Source organism: Microcoleus sp. B6-A1, from assembly GCF_036705085.1.
GTDB lineage: Bacteria > Cyanobacteriota > Cyanobacteriia > Cyanobacteriales > Microcoleaceae > Microcoleus.
The window spans coordinates 56,321-76,172 of record NZ_JAUBTU010000003.1 but is presented as its reverse complement, the minus strand read 5'-3'; the positions used below and the strand labels follow the sequence as shown (position 1 = coordinate 76,172).

Sequence of the window (19,852 nt, the reverse complement as noted above, 5' to 3'; positions counted from 1 at the left end):
TTCCGAAGTCAGCGGATCTTTAATGAACAGGCGCGTCAAGAGGGTTATCTCAGCATTCGGTGATTTTTGTCCCGAATCCTCTAAATAAAGAGTGAAAATATCATGAAACAGCAATTATTGACAAAAGTTTTGGCGGCCACAGCGATCGCCCTCAGCGGTCTGACGGTTGCTTCTGGACCGACTTACGCTCGGCGAGCATCGGGGGAAAGTGGATTTTGGTGCAGTACCTCGACTGGTGCGCCGGTGACGGTGTACCAAAACGCTCAAGGTGCTGTAGAGCCTTGGATTGAGTGGACTTCCGATTATTTCTCCGGTTCTGGCTACGATCCGGCAACTCGGTGTCAATTAGTGAGTCAACGCCTCGAAATCTATCGCCGCCAACGAATGCTTAAGTATATTACTGCGGGCCAAATGAACGGCCAGAACGTCATCTGCACGGCGAATCAAGTCAATGGGCGGTGTCAAAATTTGATTTATACCCTCAGACCCGGCCAAGACCCGATCGGCTCTTTGTATAATTTGTTGGCTTGGCGCCAAGGATATGTTGGGATGCCCTCTTTTGATGAAACCAGTAAAATTCCTTACATTGATGTCAGCGAAAAGCTAGGGGAAAATATGGATGATGAGGCGCAACTACCCCCTTTTCCCCACCGTTCCGACAGCCTTAAAGATTGGCAAATTTTCCATCCCATCACCAATTCCAAGGATTGAGGTGGAAAATTTGGCGCGTCAAACAGCGGTACGCATCCCGACGGGAATATCTCCTGGTTCTGGGACGATCGTCCGGCAGCAGAGTCAAACCTATAGAGTGCTTACTAACTGGCACGTTGTGGCGATCGGACAATGGTCACCGACGACGGCCTCCTCCACCCACTGCTAGGAGTTCCGAGGCTGCTGGGCGATACCGAGCTGGCGATCGTTCTGTTTCGCAGCGCGATCGAGTATAAAATAGCACGATTAAGCCTTGAGGCAGGAGCGGTGTCTGAGGCAATGCTGGTAGTCGGCTTTCCTGCGGGTGCTGAGGTTGGGAGTTTCGCTGACCACGAATTGCTTGATGGTACCCGCCACGTGATTTATCCGTCGAGTCAATCGAAAATCGAAAATCGAAAATCGAAAATCCTCAAGCCCCCGCATTTATCCGTGGGGCCGCCTCTAAAATCTAAAATCTAAAATCTAAAATCGATTGACGCGGGCTTCGTTTCGGTGCTGCTACCCAAATCTTTGCCTCAAGGTTATAGCTTGGGTTATACAAATGAGGTTAAAATCGGTATGAGCCGCGACCCGATTTTTAATGCCAAAGGTTTCTTGGTGGGGATTAACTGTAGGGGCAAGTATCGAGATCCAAATTTTGGCGTTTATGCTTTTTAAGATGGAAGTGAACCAACAGCGGAATTATTGGAAAAAATGGTTAAATTTAGTTGGGGAATTCCGATTAGTACAGCAGTTCTCAATCTTGGTGAGGTATGCCATTAGCCCTATGCTCTATGCCCACGGAGGCCTATGCCCTATGCCCGCGAGAGCACCTCATGTTACTGAGAAAGGCTATATATATTGGCAGTTCGCCTCGTTTCATCTAGGGAGTTATCGATGAATGTGTGGAGTTTGCGGTTTGACGCGCTGACAATCATCTTGACAGGTGCATTAACAGTGACGGCGGTTGTCAGCCAACAATATGCTGCCTGTGCCAAAACAGCCGAAGAAATTGCCCAACTAGCGACGTTGACAACTGTGGAAGTCAACAACACGCTGGGTTTTTTTGCTAGTGGATCGGGAGTAATTATTGCCAAACAGGGTAATATTTACACTGTTCTGACAGCTAATCATGTGGTGGCAAGCCTCGCTCAAAAATACAGCATTCGCACTCATTTGGAAAAGGATTATGCTGCGATTAGAATACAGCGCCTACCGAAAAATGACACGGATATAGACTTGGCTTTGATACAGTTTCAGAGCCGAGAACAGTATCCAGTAGCACCAATGGGCGAGTCAGAACGTGCTGTTGTTGGTTCTGCTATTTACGTTTCGGGCTATCCGCTGCCAATTTCGGGAGTTGAACGAAAACTTGAGTTTACTACTGGTATCATCTCTTCTCGCTTGGGCAGCGCCTCATCAGGGTATCGTCTGCGCTACCAAGCTGTAACCAGGCGCGGGATGAGCGGCGGGCCTGTATTTAATGCTGATGGCAGGGTAATAGGAATTCACGGCCAGGGGGATACTGTTGGAACAATTAGGAGTCAGTGGAACGGTCAAATTGAAGAGATAAAAACGGGGTTAAATGCGGCAATCCCGATCGATGCTTTTATGACTTTGCTATCACGAAATAAGCGTAACGGCTTTGATATTCTCAGCACTCTTTCTATCAGCAGCACCTCTAGTCAAAACCAGCCGAATCGGGCTTATGGAGGATTTGTGTGCGATACCTCAACGGGCGAGCCGGTGACTGTGTATCAAAATCCACAAGGGTTCAGGGAGCCTTGGATTCGCTGGAATTCTAATTTCTTTTCTAGTTCAGGTTACGATCCTCTAACTCGCTGCCAACAAGTGACTCAGCGCCTTGAGAATTATAACCGAAATAAACAGCTAAATTATGTAACTGTGGGTATTGTAAATAACCAGAAAGCGATTTGCACGACTAGCCGCGTTAATGGGCCTTGCGAAGGTTTGATCTACACGCTACGCAACGATCAAGATCCGACTCCTGCACTTAGCAGTTTTTTTGTTTGGCTGCGGAATCAAAAGGCTGTGCCTTCTCTTTCTGAAAGCGGTACTGTGCTGTATATCGATGTCCGGGAACGGCTGGAACAATTTTAGATTGGGGATTTAAGATTTTAGAGGGATGAGTAATGGGTAAACACAGAACCCCGACTTTTTTAAAATAAGTCGGGGTTCTCAAACAACTACTTATTAGCTGAAAAGTTGACATATTTTACTTATTTATCACTGACATAATAGAACTCATGATTTTTTGGAACACGGAAGCTATAAAATTACTATTACATTAATCCAATTCAAATTTTTCCGGTATCAAGCATGACAGCAACTACCCCGCAGGCAACGTCAACAACGCCCGCTTTTTGCGAAGGCATTCAATATTTTTCTGAAACAGTCCCTGGTTTTGATACTTATGGAAAAGCACCTGCGATCGCCGAGGGGAGCAAGTCGATCGCCGATCCTACCGATCCCGTCGCCGTCTTTCAAACGATGCTGGGAGCAGACGCGCTGCGCTACCTGACACTGCAAGTCACCGCCAGCAAGGCATCGGGACATCCGGGGGGTTTTGCTAGCCAAGCTGAGGCTTATGCCGCTTTGGTGATGCTGGGACACAAGAACATTGTCACCGAAGTCGGCCATCACGCCCCCGGCTTTTACAGTGCCATGTTTCTCGATCGATCTTTGGAGGATATGGGAATTGTTAACGTGCAGCAAGTGCGCGATAAATTCCGAGAAAAAGACGGTTTGTTAGGACATCTTTCCGGTTTCATTCCCGGCCTTTTAGCACCGGCCGGCCCCCTCGGACAAGGGCAGCATTTCGCAATGGCTGGAGCACTTTTGCACCCCGACAAACTGTTTGCTTTCACAATGGGCGACGGCGGCATGGGCGAACCTTATCCGATGAGCAGCATGGCGCATTTCCACACTGCTTATCCCAAAGCTACTAACTTTTTGCCAGTGTTAGTTTGGAACGGATATTCTCAGGAACATCACAGCATGGTTTCGACTAAAACTAATGCTGAAATGATTGCTTATTGGCAAGGTAACGGTTTTGAAGAAGTTATCTTAGTTGATGCTAAGGAATTTGACGATAAAAATCAACCGGAAGATTATGTGGACAGCACTGCTTTTTCGCTCGAACAGCGCATGGCATTTACCAAAGCTGTTTTACAAGGAGTTGACAAAGCGGCAAAATCTGCTCTCGGCGGCAAATTAACTGTGTTTATTATCAAACAGTTGAAAGGTGCCGGCGTCCACGCGCGCGGAGCAAAATCTCACAACCTTTATCCGAAAGATACGCTGGATGCTCCGCACATTATCAGTGCTCTAAAAGAGCGCGCTTTGACTGCTGCTGCTTGGGAGTTGGTGCGGACAAATTGCGAGCGTGCGGGCGGCGGGCCGGCGGCGAAAACAGTTGTTACTGAGTTTACATTGCCGCTGGCAGATTTAGGCGAATTGCCTTTAGAAGAATTTGCAGTTGGGGGAGAACCGAAAATTTCGACAACAGCAATGGGACGTTTGGTAGGGAAAGTTGGCGAGCGCGATCGTACTTTTCTTGTGACTAATGCTGACGGCAATGAAGCATCGGCAATTGCCAATATCAACCAAGCTCTCAAAATTATTCACCCTACGACAGATGACCTGTACAATCAATCGCCCAACGGTCAAGTTTACGAACCTTTGAGCGAAGATGCTTGCGCTGGTTTAGCCGTAGGTTTATCGCTATTTGGAGCGCGGAGTTTGTGGTGTTCCTACGAATCTTTTGCCATTAACGGTTTACCAATTTGGCAAACTGTAACCCAAGCAATGGCAGAATTGCGCCGTCCAACTCCGGCAACTGTCACCTTATTTACAGCGGGTGCATTGGAACAAGGCCGCAACGGTTGGACGCACCAACGGCCGGAAATAGAGGCTTATTTTGCGGCGATGATGCGGAACGGAAATGTGTTTCCTTTGTTTCCACCGGATGCTAACAGCATTCAAGCTTGTTACGAGTGGGCTTTGACTGCTAAAAATAAGGGAGTTGTGATTACTGCAAGCAAGTCGCCGCTGCCAATTCGGACTACTTTTGAACAGACTCGCCAAGGTTTGCAAGACGGTGCAATAGTGCTGCACGAAGTCGATTCCCCGCAAGCTTCCCAGAATCAAGGGGGGAGCAAGAAAGTTGTGTTTGCAGTTGTCGGCGACATGACGTTAATGCCAGTGTTTGAAGCAGCGGCATTTTTGGAAACAGAAGGGATTGGAGTGCGGATTGTTTCTGTTGTGAATCCTCGCCGTTTGTATCGTGCTAGCGATGTTGCTTGGGATACTTGTTCGGAAGCTGACGGCGGCTTTTTGAGCGATGAGAAATTTGCCGAATTGTTTGGCGGAGATGCCTTGATTGGCGTGACAGGCGGTGCTTCTGGGATGTTGGAACCTGTGATGCTAAGGAGCAATTGCCAGCGGGATACTTTCGCTTGGAAGCGTGGGGAAACTACTGCTAGTGCTGGTCAGTTGATGGCGTTTAATGGGCTGACTGCTGAGGCGTTGACTAAAAGGGCGATCGAGCTAGTTCATTAAGTTAGAATGTGAGTGAATGCCCCTGCCTGGTTTGTGCTGGGTAGGGGCTAGTAATATTCAAATAGGATGGTGATACCTATGACAGCACAACTTTTAGAAGAAATAGGTACGCTTGCAGAACAGCGATTGATTCTCCCCGGTTATTATACTTGGGAGCAATTTGAGGATCTCGAATCTTTGATGGCTGACTCTCCGGGTTTGCGGATAACTTATCTTGATGGGTGGATCGAGTTTATGACAGTGGGCGAAGCACATGAAAGCTTTAAAAAAGCGATCGCTATATTACTGGAAGCATACTTTTTTGAACTCGGAATTGAATTCTTTCCTGTAGGGAGTGCAACTCGCAGAGACCGGGCAAGAGATGTATCATTTGAACCAGACGAGTCTTATTATATAGGTTCAAGAAAAGAGCATCCCGATTTAGCCGTGGAGGTAACGATTACTAGCGGTAGCACAAATAAACTAGCTAAATATCTGCGACTTCGCATTGCTGAAGTTTGGTTTTGGGAAAATAATCTGCTTGCTGTCTATCGGCTGCGCGAGGATGATTACGAGCAAGTTTCAAGAAGTGAGTTTTTGCCGGAGTTGGATTTAGCATTGTTGGTACGCTGCGTTTTAATGCCTTCAATAATTGAGGCAAGGACAGAGTTTCTTAATGGAATTCGGCAGCAGTAATTTGGTCGATTAATAAAATTTACGCAACAAATTGGTTGATCTGCTATAATTGCAGGGTTAAACACTGACTTTTTGTCAAGCGCAACCCAACACAGTAGAATAGCTAAGTATTCCTATTCTACAGAAATGGTTATACATAACAAAATTTAACACACCTTGAACTATGTCCCTGCAAGATGAAATTGATAAAACAAGGCAAGAAATTCGGACTGATGGCTACTCAATGTCTATTGGAGAGTGGATCAGCCTTTATGAAAATAGTGAGATCGATATCCATCCAGATTTTCAAAGATTTTTTCGTTGGTCCGATCACCAAAAATCAACCTTCATAGAATCGATTTTGCTAGGTATACCTATTCCACCAATTTTTGTTAGCCAAAGAGATGATGGTGTTTGGGATGTTGTAGATGGTGTTCAGAGACTATCAACAATATATGAATTTGTCGGTATTTTGAAAAAAGATGAAGCCGAAAACAATACACAGCCAGTAGCTTTACAAAAAACTACATATTTAGCTTCTTTAGAAGGCAAAAAATGGGACGACCCAAAGGATCGAGATAATTCTTTCACCCAAGCACAGCGTTTATTGATTAAACGCTCAAAAATTGCTGTCAATATTGTTCAGAAAGAAAGCGATGAAATGATTAAATATGAGCTATTTCAGCGACTGAATACAGGAGGTTCAGTTGCTACACCTCAAGAAGTGAGAAATTGCATTCTTTTGATGTTGAATAAAGATTTATATCACTTGATGCGTTCACTGGCAGATTATGAACCCTTCAAAAAATGCACTGCTTTAAGTGATAGACTCTATGAAGAACAGTATGATATGGAATTAGTATTACGTTTCATACTTCTATTTGATAAGGATGATATCAGCGTTAAAAAATTGGGTGGTGATGTTCACGTTTTCCTAACCGAAAAAATGCGTAAAGTTGCTTCTAATAAAGAGTTAGATTATCACCACATAGAAACCGCATTCAAGACAACATTCGATCTTCTTGATGAAACTATAGGTGAGGATAGTTTCAAGAAATATAAACCTGAACAAGACAGGTTTTTGGGTGGTTTTCTATTATCGGCATATGAAGTGGTAGCATTGGGAATCGGATACAACTATAAACATCTACCTCAAACAAACCTGATATCTGATAAAATAAAAGGTATTTGGTCGCATCCAACTTATCAAACACGGTCGGGAGGAGGGTTCAATGCTACAAGACGTTTACCTTACCTAATTCCGCTGGGTAGAGAAGTATTTTCCCCCTAATGAGTATCCGAACTGCTGAACAATTAAGTGATAAGCTTTCCACCGATCTTGCTTGGCGAAAGAAGGAACTTTCGGAACTCAAATCCTTGGTAGAATCGAGAAATGTTTCTTCTTCAAGGCATAGTGCGTTGATTCGGAGTGGAATATGTATTCTCTATGCCCATTGGGAAGGTTTTGTCAAATTAGCATCAAATAGTTACCTAGAGTATGTTGCGATGCAAAAGCTTCGCTACGATCAGCTTAGTAGCAATTTTCTAGCTCTGGCAATGAAGACAAAATTGAATGAGGCTAAAGACACCAATAAACCATCATTATATATACCTGTTTGTGATTTCTTCCTTTCTAACTTACATACTAAATGCTCTTTGCCATACAAAGACAAAGATGCAATTTCTACTGCATCCAATCTGTCTTCTGACATTTTGCAAGAAATAAGTTATACTCTGGGGATAGAGTTTTCTGTATACTCTACTAAGCGGGTATTAATCGATATCAAGCTTTTGAAAACAAGAAACGAAATTGCACATGGTAACTATTTGACTGTTGACAGAGAAGAGTATATAGAGTTACACACAGAAATTATGGCAATGCTTGATGTATTTCGTAATCAGATAGAAAATGCTGCTGTTAATAAGGATTATATGCGGAATTCACCTTAGATAAGTTATTTTTTTAGAGTGGTTTGAAGCTTAGTCGCGGATGTACAATCGCCAATCCCAGCATTTAGTTCATTTCACATTGAATTACCGATACAACCAGATGTACGATCGAGCATAAGGGTAAAGTTGAGCCGACACGGACAACCATTGGCTCTCATAAACAACCTTTGCGCGATTGACTCCAACGATTGGTTAGACTTGTAGGCGTAAAGTTACTAAATTATTCCTATCTCTCTTCCTTCATCTGCGTGAATCAGCGTCAATCCCTTGTCATCTACGGTTAAAATTTTCTCTTTTTTTCACCGCAGATGAGGGCAGATAAACACAGATTAACGCAGATGGATTAGATCGAGTCCGGTGGCACCGTTCGTGATTTTTGGCTGTTGACTGGATTTGACGCCCGATGATGCTACCGGATTTGATATGATACGATTCTAGAGATATACGTGCAGCTTTAACCTAATGCTGAGGGGATAATTTATTCTGAAGTTTTTCTGGGTTTGCTGTTAAATAACTTTGCTTTGTTAGCTGGGAATGTAGCGAGAGTGCTAGAGGTTGTGCTGCGACTGGACATCAATATTGTGTGAAATATGTGTTTTAATTTTATTGATTTTTTTCCCCGCAAGCCATCAACCAAAAACTCATCATCGATCGATCGCCCGCAGCGACAAACTCATCCCGCGAAACCAGATAGCTGGCTATTTCCGACTCTGAAATCAGCCCTTGTTTGACCAATTGCAAAATGGGCCCGGAGTCAAGTAAAGGTTGGAACGCTTCAATTCCTATTATATCGCTGTGGCTGACAACGGCTTCTAAATCAACGCTAACAAACCCAGCTTCTTTGAGAATGCGGCACAGATTTCGCCCGACGGATAAATTGCCGCCCCGCGATGCCATTACCTGCTTGAATTTCTCCCTGACAATCTGGACTGACAGGGGGGGATTTGTCAGCCAAAACAGATCCGCATCGCTATCAATAATCACCAGTTTTCCCCCAGGCTTCAAGATGCGGAATATTTCTCTAGCTGCTGCGACGGGCTCTGGGAGGTGAACGAACAGCAAACGGGCGATCGCAAAATCGAAAGTGTTAGCCGCCAAACCAGTATCCGCAATAGATGCTTGGATGCGATTTACTCGATCGCCCCCTTTGTCCTGCAAATATGCTACTGCTTTTTCGTGCAGTACCGGGTCAATTTCTACCGCTGTTACCGAACTGTTTGGCAGCAATTCTAACAGTTTTTCGGTGAAAAATCCCGGCCCGCTACCGGCTTCTAAAACATTCATCCCGTCGGCTAAACCGAACCACTTTAAAGTGCGCGCTTCCTTTTCCCAACTGAGGAGAACTTGAGCTTTTAACCGTTGGATTTCTCCCTCAAATTCCAGATTGTACGTGATCGCTTGATACGAACCTTCTGCTGGCATGAAATTATCCTTATTCTTACTAGGATACCAGGATTATAATAGAAATATAATCAAATCTCCGATCGAGTTATCTGTGCGTAAGATCGTTTCCGGTGGCATGGGAATGATTTAACCACAGAGGACGCAGAGAACGCAGAGTTCGAGAAGAGAGAGATCAATAATTCCGATGAAGTGCGGATTTTGCAACACAATCATCAGAACTGCGCTTTAGCGCAATTCTCGTTGCCGACCTCCACAACCACAGTTGGCGGACAGATGCAGGACGGAAACCCGGTAATTCCTCTATTGTAAGAAGATGACGGATTACCTAAACTAAAGACGCTGATTTTCCGGCATCCCTTACTATTTTTATTTTATGCACTATGCCCAAAACTCTAGCTCAACCGGAGAAACGAACATTTTTAGTTGTGGATGACCATGCGATGGTGTTAGGTGGCACGCTTAACATTCTGAAGCAAGAATATCCAGAGGCAGACATTCTGACGGCTCCGACTGCTCAGGCAGCCCTTCAGCAAATAGCGCAGACTACCCCGGATTTGGTGATTGTGGATCTGGTGATGCCAGAGACGATCGGCGAAACGGCGCAAGCAAATTCAGGGCTTCAACTCCTCAAAACGTTGATGGATCAGTATCCGAGTCTGAATATTGTGGTGCAGAGTGCCCATGTTCGGACTTTAGTTTGGCTGAAACCGTCGATCGACAATCACATGGGTGGCTTCACAGTTGTCGATAAGAGCCAGCCGATGAAAGACTTGCTGGCAATGGTTGATTGGGCACTGCACGAGCGTATTTATACACCCAGAGAGATCCGCAATGGGCTGCAACTCAAACCCGCCTGGATGCAGGTGTTGCAATTTGCTTTTCAAGAGAGCTTACAGGATACTGCGATCGCCAAACGGATGAATGTTTCTGAACGCACTGTGCAGTATTACTGGACTAAGATTCGAGATGTGCTAGAGGTGTATCCTGATGATAATAAGAATCTGCGGATTCAAACGGAAGTGCGAGCTAGGGAACAAGGATTGATTGATTAGTGATATCAAGTCTGGTTAATTACTTATAAATCCTGTACGGGCATCGGGCATCGGGCATCGGGCATCGGGCATCGGGCAAACAGTCGTACAAAAGTATGATAACTATTCAACCGGACATTATTATGAAGCCCGATCGATGGCAAGCAGTGAAATCGGATGTCACGACTTGGGGACGAGGAGCGCTTCCAGGGGTGATGGTGATTGTCGCTGTGATGATGGCTAGATTGAGCGGTGCGCTTCAGTTTTGGGAGTTGGTTGCGTTCGATCAATTTCTGCGTTTGCGTCCTCCTGAGTCAATGGAGGAACGGATTGTAATTGTCGGCATCACTGAGGAGGATATTCAACGCGCTAGAAGTTATCCGATTCCCGATCGCGATATTGCCGATTTACTCAAACGGTTGCAAACGTATCGACCGATCGCGATCGGGCTGGATATTGTCCGCGATATTCCGGTGGAACCAGGTCATGCTGAACTAACATCGGTGTTTCGCAGCAGCAAGAATGCGATCGGAGTGGAGATTGCACTGCCCGATCGCAGTGGCTTTATCGTCAAACCTCCGCCCGCGCTACCACCCGAACAGGTTGGCTTTGCAGATTTCGTACTAGATGCGGATGGCTACCAGCGCCGCAGTTTATTGGGCACTAACAACGATCGACAGGAATACCGTTTTTCCTTCGCGCTCCGGCTGGCCGAACTCTATTTAGCAACCCGAGGAATTAAGCTAGGTAATGGAATTCGCGATCCGGAGGCGATGCGCTTTGGCAGCATTGAATTTACCAGAGTGCAGTCAAACTCTGGCGGATATGTGGGGGCGGATGCAGGCGGCAACCAAATTTTACTGAATGTTCGCAGCGGGACAATGCCATTTCGCGTGCTTTCCCTGGCCCAAATCAAATCGGGACAGGTCAACCCGGATTGGATTCGAGGCAAAATTGTGCTGATTGGGATGATGTCTTTTAGCGCGAAGGATTTGGCAAGTTCGGGTGCGATCGCAGGTATCAATCCCGGACGGATTTACGGAGTCGAAATGCAAGCCCACGAAACCAGCCAGATGATTAGCGCGGTGCTCGATCGGCGGCCGTTGCTTCAGGTTTGGGGGGAGGGCTGGGAAACGCTCTGGATTGCGGTCTGGGGACTGTTGGGGATGAGTTTGGGACAATTTCTGCGATCGCCCTGGAAAATTGTGATCGGGCTCTTAGTCGCAAGCATTAGCCCGATCGCGCTCTGTTACTGGCTCATTCTTTTGGGATGGTGGGTGCCGATCGTACCTGTATTGCTCGTACTCGTGTTGAATGGGGCTGGGTTGACGGCAGCGTTATTTTATCGCCACGAACAGGAACTCCGACTGCGGTTGGAGGAACGTCAGTTTGCGATCGAGCAGACCTTTAATGCAATTCATAGCGGCCCGTTACAAACATTGGTTGTGATTTTGAGAACTGCTCAAGAACAAGCCACACCGCCGTTATTTCTACCGGAGTTGCAACGCTTGAATCAAGAATTGCGGGCAGTTTACGGCTCTGTGCAACGAGACGCGATCGCAGATGAACCGCATCTCCGCATGGGAAGTGCGATCGAATTGGCCCTGCAGGCTCCATTGCATGAATTGCTCTACAAAGTCTATTCCAACACGCTCGAACAAGAATTGCCCTACCTCAAAACGATCAAATTCAAAATTGTGCAGTTCGATCCCTTGAACACCTCGCATCTGCGGTTGGAACACAAGCGAGCACTCTGCCGCTTTCTGGAAGAAGCGCTCTGCAATGTGGGGAAACACGCGATCGAAGCGACTCGCTTGACCGTAATTTGCACTCAAGAAGGCGATCGGCAGGTGATTCGGGTGGCGGATAATGCCAAGGGGAACCCGTCTGACGCAGAAGCGCTGAGTTCCGGTGAAACGAACTGTGACAGGGAGACAACTCAATATCTAAACTCTAAACTCCAACCTTCAGGATTAGGAACGCAATTGGCAAACAATTTAGCCAAACAATTAGGGGGAACATTTCGGCGCTACCCAAATGTACCGAGGGGGACAGTGTGCGAGTTAACTTGGTCAGCCAAACGGCGCTGGTTCTGGTAATTGGTTCCTCAGAGTTAGCATCCGAATTATTCATCTCTCTCTTCTCTTCCTCTGTGTTCTCTGTGTTCTCTGCGGTTAAATCATTCCGATCCAACTGGAATTGATATCACACTTGCTATATCTTTGCGCTTTCCCGCAAACGACGCTTGTGGGCAGTCCTCTATTGTGTTTTTGTATTGTTGATTACTGTAGAAATAGTTACAGAGGGAATTGCGATGATGACTCACGAGTTGAAGCGTCGAACCATTTACTCTGCCGGCATTGCGAGTTTAATGCTGAGTGTTTCGTTCTGGATCGCTCCTGTAGTGCTGGCAAAATACACTCCTCCTGAAAACCCTTCTAAACCAAAAGACACGGGGACGAATACGACTCGCGGCGGCAGTTGTGAAGCTAATTCATCGGCGAGATTGACTGCCTTAGTGCCGTTTAGCCATGTGGGAGAGACGATTTCTGGGCATCCGACCTTTACCTGGTTTGTACCCGATCGCACTCCTCGTCCGCTGCAATTGAGGCTGTTTACTCGCACGGGACAACTTCTCTACAGAACCGAGATGCAGAGTCAGCCAGGAATCATGTCGGTTGCTTTGCCCTCAAATCTGCCCCAACTGTCGATCGGGCAATCCTATCAGTGGCAAGTGGTGTTGGTGTGCGATCCGAATGTTCCTTCGAGGAATGTGGTGGCGGCTGCAGAAATCCAAGTCGTTGGGCCTGCGGCGTCGTTGCAGACTCAACTTGCAGCCGCCCAAACTCCCCAACAGCGGATCGACCTGTATGCGGAGTCTGGGCTGTGGTATGACGCGATCGCAGAAGCGCGCAAAGCTTCTGAGACTTCTCAAAACCAAGCGGCTGTGCTGGAATTGCTAGATGCTCTTGCTAGTTCGGAAGCCGAACCTTTGAAAGATTGGAGCGATCAATTGAAGCAAATTAGAGCGATCGAACAACAACGTCAAGGACAGCGCCAACCCCCTCAACCCAAACCCTAAATCCCATGAAGCCTTTCTCGCTAAAACTGCTCAAATCCAGTAATCGTAAAGTGCGATCGGGCTTTCTCTTTCCCCTCGCTTTTTGCCTTTTGTCTGTTGCCTTTTACATTCCTCCGCATTTCTCACTCCCGGCTGCTGCTCAAACTACGGATGCTCGTCAAGCAGAGGCCGATCGACTGTGGCAGCAGGGCAACCAACAATTTCAGACTCGCCAATTCCCAGCAGCGCTGAATTCTTGGCAACAGGCACTGCAAATTTATCGCGCCCTCAAAAACCACGAAGGGGAAGGTGGGGTACTGAACAATTTGGGAGGTGCTTACCGCTATCTGGGCAACTATGCCAAAGCCATTGAGTATATGCAGCAGAGTTTAGTCATCACCCGCGAAATTAAAGACCGCGACGGAGAATGGGCAGCACTAGGCAATTTGGGAATCGCTTACAAATCTCTGGGCAATTATGCCAAAGCGATCGAGTATGGACAGCAGACTTACTAAAATCCGAGACATTTCTGGAGAAATCCCGAAATAGCTAAGTAAGTCCCGGCTTTCGTTATTAGGGAGCGTTAAAGTTCATACCTTGGGGTGCGTGCCAGCCCCAAGCACTATAACTTCGCAGTTAAACAGGCAAGGATTTGTAAAGCCAGTGCTGTGGAGAAAGTACCGCCCAATAACTATGCCGAGGCAACCTTTACTAATTAGGAATAGACGCAACCATGTCTAAAACTCCCAATCAAGTATTCGTACTTGACACCGACAAAAAACCTCTAACTCCGTGCCTGCCAGTGATAGCTAGAAAGCTGTTAAATGCAGGCAAAGCAAAGGTTTTTAGGCTGTACCCGTTTACAATCATTCTGGGAAAATCGGTCAACGATCTACCAAAACCAATTGAAATCCGCATCGACCCTGGTAGCAAAACGAATGGCATAGCTTTGGTTCAGGGAACCCAAGTCATTTGGGGCGCCCAAGTCACCCATCGGGGTCAAGCCATCAAATCTCGACTTGAAACCCGTCGAGCCGTTCGACGCAACCGCCGTAACCGCAAAACTCGTTATCGAAAAGCGAGATTCTTAAATCGTACTCGTCCGAAAGGCTGGCTGCCTCCGAGCTTGCAGCACCGAGTATTAACGACTATGACGTGGGTTTCTCGCCTTCGCAAGCTAGCACCCATCCAATCAATTGCTTTCGAGTTAGTAAGCTTTGACACTCAAAAAATGCAAAATCCAGAGATTTCTGGCGTTGAGTATCAGCAAGGGGAATTGCAAGGTTACGAGGTTAGAGAATACCTACTCGAAAAGTGGAATCGGAAGTGTGCTTACTGTGGTAGTGAAAATTTACCGCTGCAAGTCGAGCATATTAACCCACGAGCTAAGGGTGGCAGTAATCGTGTTTCCAACCTTTGCTTAGCGTGCGAAAAATGCAACATTAAAAAGGGGACTCAAGATGTCAGGGATTTTCTCAAGAAAAAGCCCGAAGTTCTCAAGAAAATAATGAGTCAAGCTAAAACCCCATTGAAAGATGCAGCGGCCGTTAACGCAACCAAGTCCGCTTTGTTCCAAGCTTTGAAGGCTACAGAGATTGAACCTATTTATGTAGGACGCGGTTCTTTAACCAAGTTCAATCGGACTAACTTAAAGCTTCCAAAGGCTCATTGGATCGACGCTGCTTGCTGTGGAGATGTAAGTCAAGGTTTGACTTTGGCTGTCAATCAACCGCTGTTGATCAAGGCAATGGGTTGGGGCAGTCGTCAAGTCGTACCGACCGATAAATATGGGTTTCCGCGTTCGGGGTATAAACCCAAGAAAAAAGTCGCAGGCTGGAATACTGGAGACATTGTTTCAATAATTGACGGAAAACATCAGGGGGTTAAGTGTAAAAGAATTAAAACCACTAGGTTCAAAGGTAATTTTGATATTCGAGTGAGCAATAGCGTGATTAGCGTTTCTCGAAATCACCTTAAACCCGTTCATCGTAACGATGGTTATAACTACTCGTTTGCATGAGATTGTCATAAAATGTCTAAAAAAGCAGTAAGAGATTTTCGATATGAAACTGCAAGCAAATTTAGTTGTTTTGAGTGCTTGCAATACTGGAGAAGGCAGAATTACCGGGGATGGCGTGATTGGCTTGTCGCGCGCTTTGATTTCAGCAGGAGTGCCGAGTGTAATTGTTTCTTTATGGGCGGTTCCCGATGCGCCGACATCCGAATTGATGCGATCGTTTTACCAAAACTTGCAAAATAATCCCGACAAAGCACAGGCATTGCGGCAAGCGATGTTAACCACGATGAAAACTCATCCCCAGCCGCGAAATTGGGCGGCATTTACTCTTATTGGGGAATCAGAGTAAGTTTTTATCAATAGCGAATCAGCTCAATGTTTTTCTACTAAATTTTAATCGCAATCGTTTGTTTTTACAGCACTTTTGCAGGTTTATCTGAAGCTGTCATCTGCCCAGTCGTCCCGCCCACCCGGTAGTCCTTAGCGGGAATGAATTCCACGGGGCTTATAGCGAAAGTCCTCGCTATGAGGACTAATACCAAATCTAACTTAAATACCCTCTTTATTTCTTAGTCTGCGGAGGCAGACTTCGTGTGTGTAGTAGCGGTTTCAACCGCCGAATCATCAAGGGGGTGGAAAACCCGGACTTTTCTTCTGGGTCCTCATAGCGAGGACTTTCGCTTTGAGGCAGGGGTTAAAACCCCTGCCGGACTATCGGTTTAACTTTTTCTAGGGCTGGAGATTCTTCGTTTCACTCAGAATGACAGAATTACGTCCCAATGCGTAAGTCCTGATATTCACCTAAGTTGCACTTTCCCGCAATCTATTTTGCACCTGATACTTCATCAACTCTGTGGGTAGAACGAATGATTTTTTTATCTGAGCTGCTTAAGATTTAAGTAAAGAATGAATCGAATTAGAACCGAGTTTGAACCTACACTTCCTAACTTTGCACCATTAACTAACAAGAGAGTCGAACATTATGACAATATCTGCCGCTCAAAATTACAAAATTCTGGTTGTAGAAGATGACGCCCCCGTCCGCACTCTCGTCTACCGCTTTTTGAACCAGACATATCAAGTACAATTTGCCGCAGACGGCAAAACAGCTCTCGAAATTTTTGAGGAATTCAACCCAGTTCTGGTGATCTTGGATTGGAATTTACCTGACACAACTGGGTATAAACTCTGCCAAGAAATGCAGAGTCAAACTAATGTTTTAGTCGCGATTCTGAGCAGCCGCACCGGCCAAGAAGATCGGATTAAAATCATGAAAGCAGGTGCCGATGATTTTATTTGCAAACCGTTTACTCTTGAAGAATTGGCAGTGAGAGTAGAAGTCTTGTTGAGGCGGGCGAGATCCGTTAGTCCGCGCCGCCTTGTCTTCGGTCAACTAGCGATCGATTTAGTGAGTAGGGAGGTGAGATTGCAGGAGCAAACTTTGACTCTAACAGCCTTAGAATTTAAGCTATTAAATTTTTTGGCAACTCATGCGGGTGAATCTTGGAGCCGCCAACAGCTAATCGAAAAAGTTTGGGGCTGGAAATCTAATTATGCAGCAGAAGAACGAGTGGTGGACGTGCATATCGGCCACATTCGCAGGAAAATGGCTAAAGTCGATGGGGCTGTTCCGAATTTTATTAAAACTATTCGGGGATACGGTTACACTTTCGCTCCGAGCGCTCGGAGTAACAAGGTAGTTTGTAATTGAAACAGTCCTGCCTTAAGAAGGAGGACTTTGAACCATCTTCCCCTCTTTATTAAGGGGGCAAGGGGAGATATAAGGGCTAATTAAAAGACAGTTACTCGCTTTCTTGAACTTTGAAATATTCGCAATAGAGTCAAAAATTATGACGATATCTACCGCTCGAACTTCCAAAATTCTGGTTGTAGAGGATGACGCCCCCGTCTACAATCTTGTCTTCGGTGAACTAGCGATCGATTTAATGAGTAGAGAGGTGAGATTGAAAGAGAAAACTTTAGCTCTCACACCTTTAGAATTTCAGCTATTGCATTTTTTAGCCATTCATTCGGGTAAAGCCTGGAGTCGCCAACAGCTAATCGAAAAAGTTTGGGGATGGAAATGCAATGACGCACGAGACGAGCAAGTGGTGGACGTGTATATCCGTCTGATTCGCAGGAAAATGGCTAAAGTCGATGCCGCAGTGCCGAATTTCATTAAAACTACTCAAGGATACGGTTACATTTTCAATCCGATCGCTCGGAATCACACGGTAGTTTCTAATTGAAGAATCATCATTATGAGATCATGTAAATTGAACACCGCTATAGTCTGGTCAATTTACCTACTGTATTTTTATGCCGACCGATGAAAGCAAAGCCACGATCGCGACAAGCAGATTACAGAGTACGATCGGGATACTAACCCTTACCGCGAAACTGGCGGCTGCAAAACTTTAGCATCCTTTGCTATTTCCGCTGACTCCAAAACCTCCTCTAAAACCGGAGAAGGAATCGGCACTTCTTCAACTACCTGATGCTTTTCCAAAGTCAAGCGAGACTGCGACGAACCAGACAATCTTTTCAACAATTTCGGTGTCGGATCGTACAGCAAATAAATAATTCGATCGCCTGCTTGCCAAATCTGGGTTGCCGACACTACTTGCAAATACCCCTGCCTTTCCACCAGCAGCGGCACCAACTCCCCGGCTTGAACCAAAGCTTGCAAGTGAGCAATCTGAAACTGCAATCCCTCACTTTTTAACTCAGTTTCCCCCAATTTTACTTCGCCGTCGCTCAAATATTCGTTCCAATCCTTCAGCGACAAATCGGAGACAAAAGCTTGATTGATTTTAGCCTGATTTGCAGGCGTATTTGCTTGCGGATCTTTGGGGAATATTGCCAAAACCCTCGGCGGTGCAAACTCTTCGGCCGCTCGCTGAGCTAACACTAAGTTTACCTCGCCGTTGTTAGTCATTGCCAGAAAAGTTCCCATCGATTCCAGTCCGGCTTCTTCTAACACGCTGTGGTCGAGAGCACTGCTCAAAAACACCCGCAAACCCTCTCGTTCTGCTTGTTCGCAAGCTTCGGGATTTGTGTCGATAATTGCCACCGATTCTCCGCGTTCTTGAAACAAGCGAGCAATTAATCTGCTCAAAGGATTTGACCCTACAATTGCTGCACCAGTTGCCGATTTTGAGGTGATGCCCAACAGTTGAGCGATCCGGCCGGCGGTTAGTCCCTGGACGAAAACTGTCATAATAATTGTTAGGAAAACTAAGGCTTTAATCGAGTCGCCACCGTTGATTCCCCGCTGGGTGAGCAAAATTGCAAATAAAGATGCGATCGACGCTGAGACAATTCCCCTCGGCGCTACCCAACAAACAAATAATTTCTGTCGCCAATTTAGTCCGCTGTTCCAAGTACACAACCAAACATTGATCGGCCGCACTACCCACATTAAAGCTAAAACTGTAAACAAACTTCCCCAACCGAGGGCGACCACACTAGCGAGGGATAAATCGGCCGCCAGCAGCACGAACAGCATGGAAATAGCCAGGACTGTGAGTTGCCCTTTAAACCTCCTCAGCAGCCTTTCTTCGGGCACAGCAGCGGCTCTGAGGACGATGCCGGAGAGGACTGTTGCCATCAGTCCCGATTCGCTGCGGATTTCTTCTGCTAAGCCGAAAAATCCCCACAAACCGGCTAAAACTACTAAGTTTTTGAGGTCTTCTGAGAGAAATTGCGATCGCTTGAGAATGAATCCCAGCAGCCAACCTCCCGTAACTCCGATGACTGCGCCAACTAATAGTCGCACGATTAAATCTCGGAACAAAACCAGCAAATCAGCATTGCCGTTCAAAATAATATTCAGCACCAATACTGCCAGAATTGCCCCGACAGGATCGATTAAAACGCCTTCTGCTTCTAGCAAGGCGGCAACTTGTTTGTCAACGGATACTTGTTTGAGCAAAGGGCCGATTACTGTCGGGCCTGTGACGACTACTAGAGAAGCATACAGAAATGCGATCGGCCAGGGAAATTCTCCCAACCAGTGTGCGGCCATTCCGCCGCCTATGAGCGTAATTAAAGTGCCTACCGTAACTAAATTGCGGATGCTGCCGGAAAGTTTGCCTAAATCTCGCAATTCCAAATTCAAGCCGCCTTCAAAGAGAATTAAAGCTACGCAAAGGGATACCATAACTTCCAAACCGCTGCCCAGCAGATTCGGGTGCAGCACTCCCAAGCAGTCTGGGCCGGCTAAAATGCCAAACAACAGCAAAAAGACGATCGCCGGAACTTTCAGATAAGCGGCCAGAACTTGAGCGCTGATGCCACAGATGACGGTCATGACCATCAACAGGGTGATGTTAAAGGAGATTTCCATAGATATAATTGTTACAGGCTGCCCGCTTAGTTTTAAATGTGCGATCGCGGGTAATTTGAGTGCAGGCGCTATTTTCGGCGCAGCTTACAAACTCGGCACGGCCCTGGATTTTTCCC

17 protein-coding genes and 1 pseudogene are annotated in these 19,852 nt (G+C 46.3%); 16 read left to right on the top strand and 2 right to left on the bottom strand.

The features are described 5' to 3' along the window. Positions 1-102: 102 nt before the first annotated feature. The 8 genes from QUB11_RS01785 (at position 103) to QUB11_RS01750 (ending at position 7,875) form a co-directional block, all read left to right on the top strand. On the top strand, positions 103-711 hold the full coding sequence (locus tag QUB11_RS01785; RefSeq protein ID WP_333389523.1) for a COP23 domain-containing protein: 609 nt from the start codon (positions 103-105) through the stop codon (positions 709-711). 10 nt (positions 712-721) lie between these two features. After that, positions 722-880, top strand: coding sequence for a hypothetical protein (locus tag QUB11_RS01780; RefSeq protein WP_333389521.1), 159 nt, complete (start codon positions 722-724; stop codon positions 878-880). Continuing rightward, on the top strand, positions 844-1,170 hold the full coding sequence (locus QUB11_RS01775; protein WP_333389519.1) for a hypothetical protein: 327 nt from the start codon (positions 844-846) through the stop codon (positions 1,168-1,170). Before QUB11_RS01780 ends, QUB11_RS01775 begins: the two co-directional genes overlap by 37 nt. A gap of 417 nt (positions 1,171-1,587) precedes the next feature. Beyond that, positions 1,588-2,811, top strand: a complete 1,224-nt coding sequence (locus QUB11_RS01770; RefSeq protein ID WP_333389517.1) for a COP23 domain-containing protein — start codon at positions 1,588-1,590, stop codon at positions 2,809-2,811. A 219-nt stretch (positions 2,812-3,030) separates the two neighbouring features. After that, a complete protein-coding gene (locus QUB11_RS01765) occupies positions 3,031-5,271 on the top strand; it encodes a phosphoketolase (RefSeq protein WP_333389515.1) in 2,241 nt (746 codons plus the stop codon). A gap of 78 nt (positions 5,272-5,349) precedes the next feature. Further along, a complete protein-coding gene (locus QUB11_RS01760; RefSeq protein WP_333389513.1) occupies positions 5,350-5,946 on the top strand; it encodes a Uma2 family endonuclease in 597 nt (198 codons plus the stop codon). A gap of 163 nt (positions 5,947-6,109) precedes the next feature. Next, a complete protein-coding gene (locus QUB11_RS01755) occupies positions 6,110-7,216 on the top strand; it encodes a DUF262 domain-containing protein (protein ID WP_333389511.1) in 1,107 nt (368 codons plus the stop codon). Then, a complete protein-coding gene (locus QUB11_RS01750; protein WP_333203075.1) occupies positions 7,216-7,875 on the top strand; it encodes an MAE_28990/MAE_18760 family HEPN-like nuclease in 660 nt (219 codons plus the stop codon). The genes QUB11_RS01755 and QUB11_RS01750 overlap by 1 nt, the downstream gene beginning before the upstream one ends. 603 nt (positions 7,876-8,478) lie before the next feature. Here the strand turns inward: QUB11_RS01750 and QUB11_RS01745 are convergent. Further along, positions 8,479-9,297 carry a methyltransferase domain-containing protein gene (locus QUB11_RS01745; RefSeq protein WP_333203077.1) on the bottom strand — a complete coding sequence of 273 codons (819 nt, stop codon included), beginning with the start codon at positions 9,295-9,297 and terminating at the stop codon, positions 8,479-8,481. Positions 9,298-9,659: 362 nt separating this feature from the next. Between QUB11_RS01745 and QUB11_RS01740 the strand changes: the two genes are divergently transcribed. From QUB11_RS01740 to QUB11_RS01705, 8 genes and pseudogenes are all read left to right on the top strand, one after another. Continuing rightward, positions 9,660-10,331, top strand: coding sequence for a response regulator transcription factor (locus QUB11_RS01740; protein ID WP_333389510.1), 672 nt, complete (start codon positions 9,660-9,662; stop codon positions 10,329-10,331). Positions 10,332-10,426: 95 nt separating this feature from the next. Continuing rightward, on the top strand, positions 10,427-12,409 hold the full coding sequence (locus QUB11_RS01735) for a CHASE2 domain-containing protein (RefSeq protein ID WP_333389508.1): 1,983 nt from the start codon (positions 10,427-10,429) through the stop codon (positions 12,407-12,409). Positions 12,410-12,585: 176 nt separating this feature from the next. Continuing rightward, entirely contained in the window at positions 12,586-13,392 is an 807-nt protein-coding gene (locus QUB11_RS01730; RefSeq protein ID WP_333389506.1) for a DUF928 domain-containing protein, read from the top strand. Positions 13,393-13,397: 5 nt separating this feature from the next. Continuing rightward, positions 13,398-13,886: a tetratricopeptide repeat protein gene (locus QUB11_RS01725; RefSeq protein ID WP_333389504.1), complete on the top strand. Its 489-nt coding sequence runs from the start codon at positions 13,398-13,400 to the stop codon at positions 13,884-13,886. 218 nt (positions 13,887-14,104) lie between these two features. Continuing rightward, a complete protein-coding gene (gene iscB / locus QUB11_RS01720; protein ID WP_333389502.1) occupies positions 14,105-15,391 on the top strand; it encodes an RNA-guided endonuclease IscB in 1,287 nt (428 codons plus the stop codon). A 31-nt stretch (positions 15,392-15,422) separates the two neighbouring features. Further along, a pseudogene (locus QUB11_RS01715) lies at positions 15,423-15,737 on the top strand (CHAT domain-containing protein); the annotation flags it as partial. A 633-nt stretch (positions 15,738-16,370) separates the two neighbouring features. Next, positions 16,371-17,099 (top strand): response regulator transcription factor, encoded by a 729-nt coding sequence (locus QUB11_RS01710; protein WP_333389500.1) that lies wholly within the window; start codon positions 16,371-16,373, stop codon positions 17,097-17,099. A gap of 139 nt (positions 17,100-17,238) precedes the next feature. Next, a complete protein-coding gene (locus tag QUB11_RS01705; protein ID WP_333203902.1) occupies positions 17,239-17,637 on the top strand; it encodes a response regulator transcription factor in 399 nt (132 codons plus the stop codon). A 140-nt stretch (positions 17,638-17,777) separates the two neighbouring features. Here the strand turns inward: QUB11_RS01705 and QUB11_RS01700 are convergent, their stop codons facing one another. Next, positions 17,778-19,736 carry a cation:proton antiporter domain-containing protein gene (locus tag QUB11_RS01700; RefSeq protein ID WP_333389498.1) on the bottom strand — a complete coding sequence of 653 codons (1,959 nt, stop codon included), beginning with the start codon at positions 19,734-19,736 and terminating at the stop codon, positions 17,778-17,780. Positions 19,737-19,852: the final 116 nt, after the last annotated feature.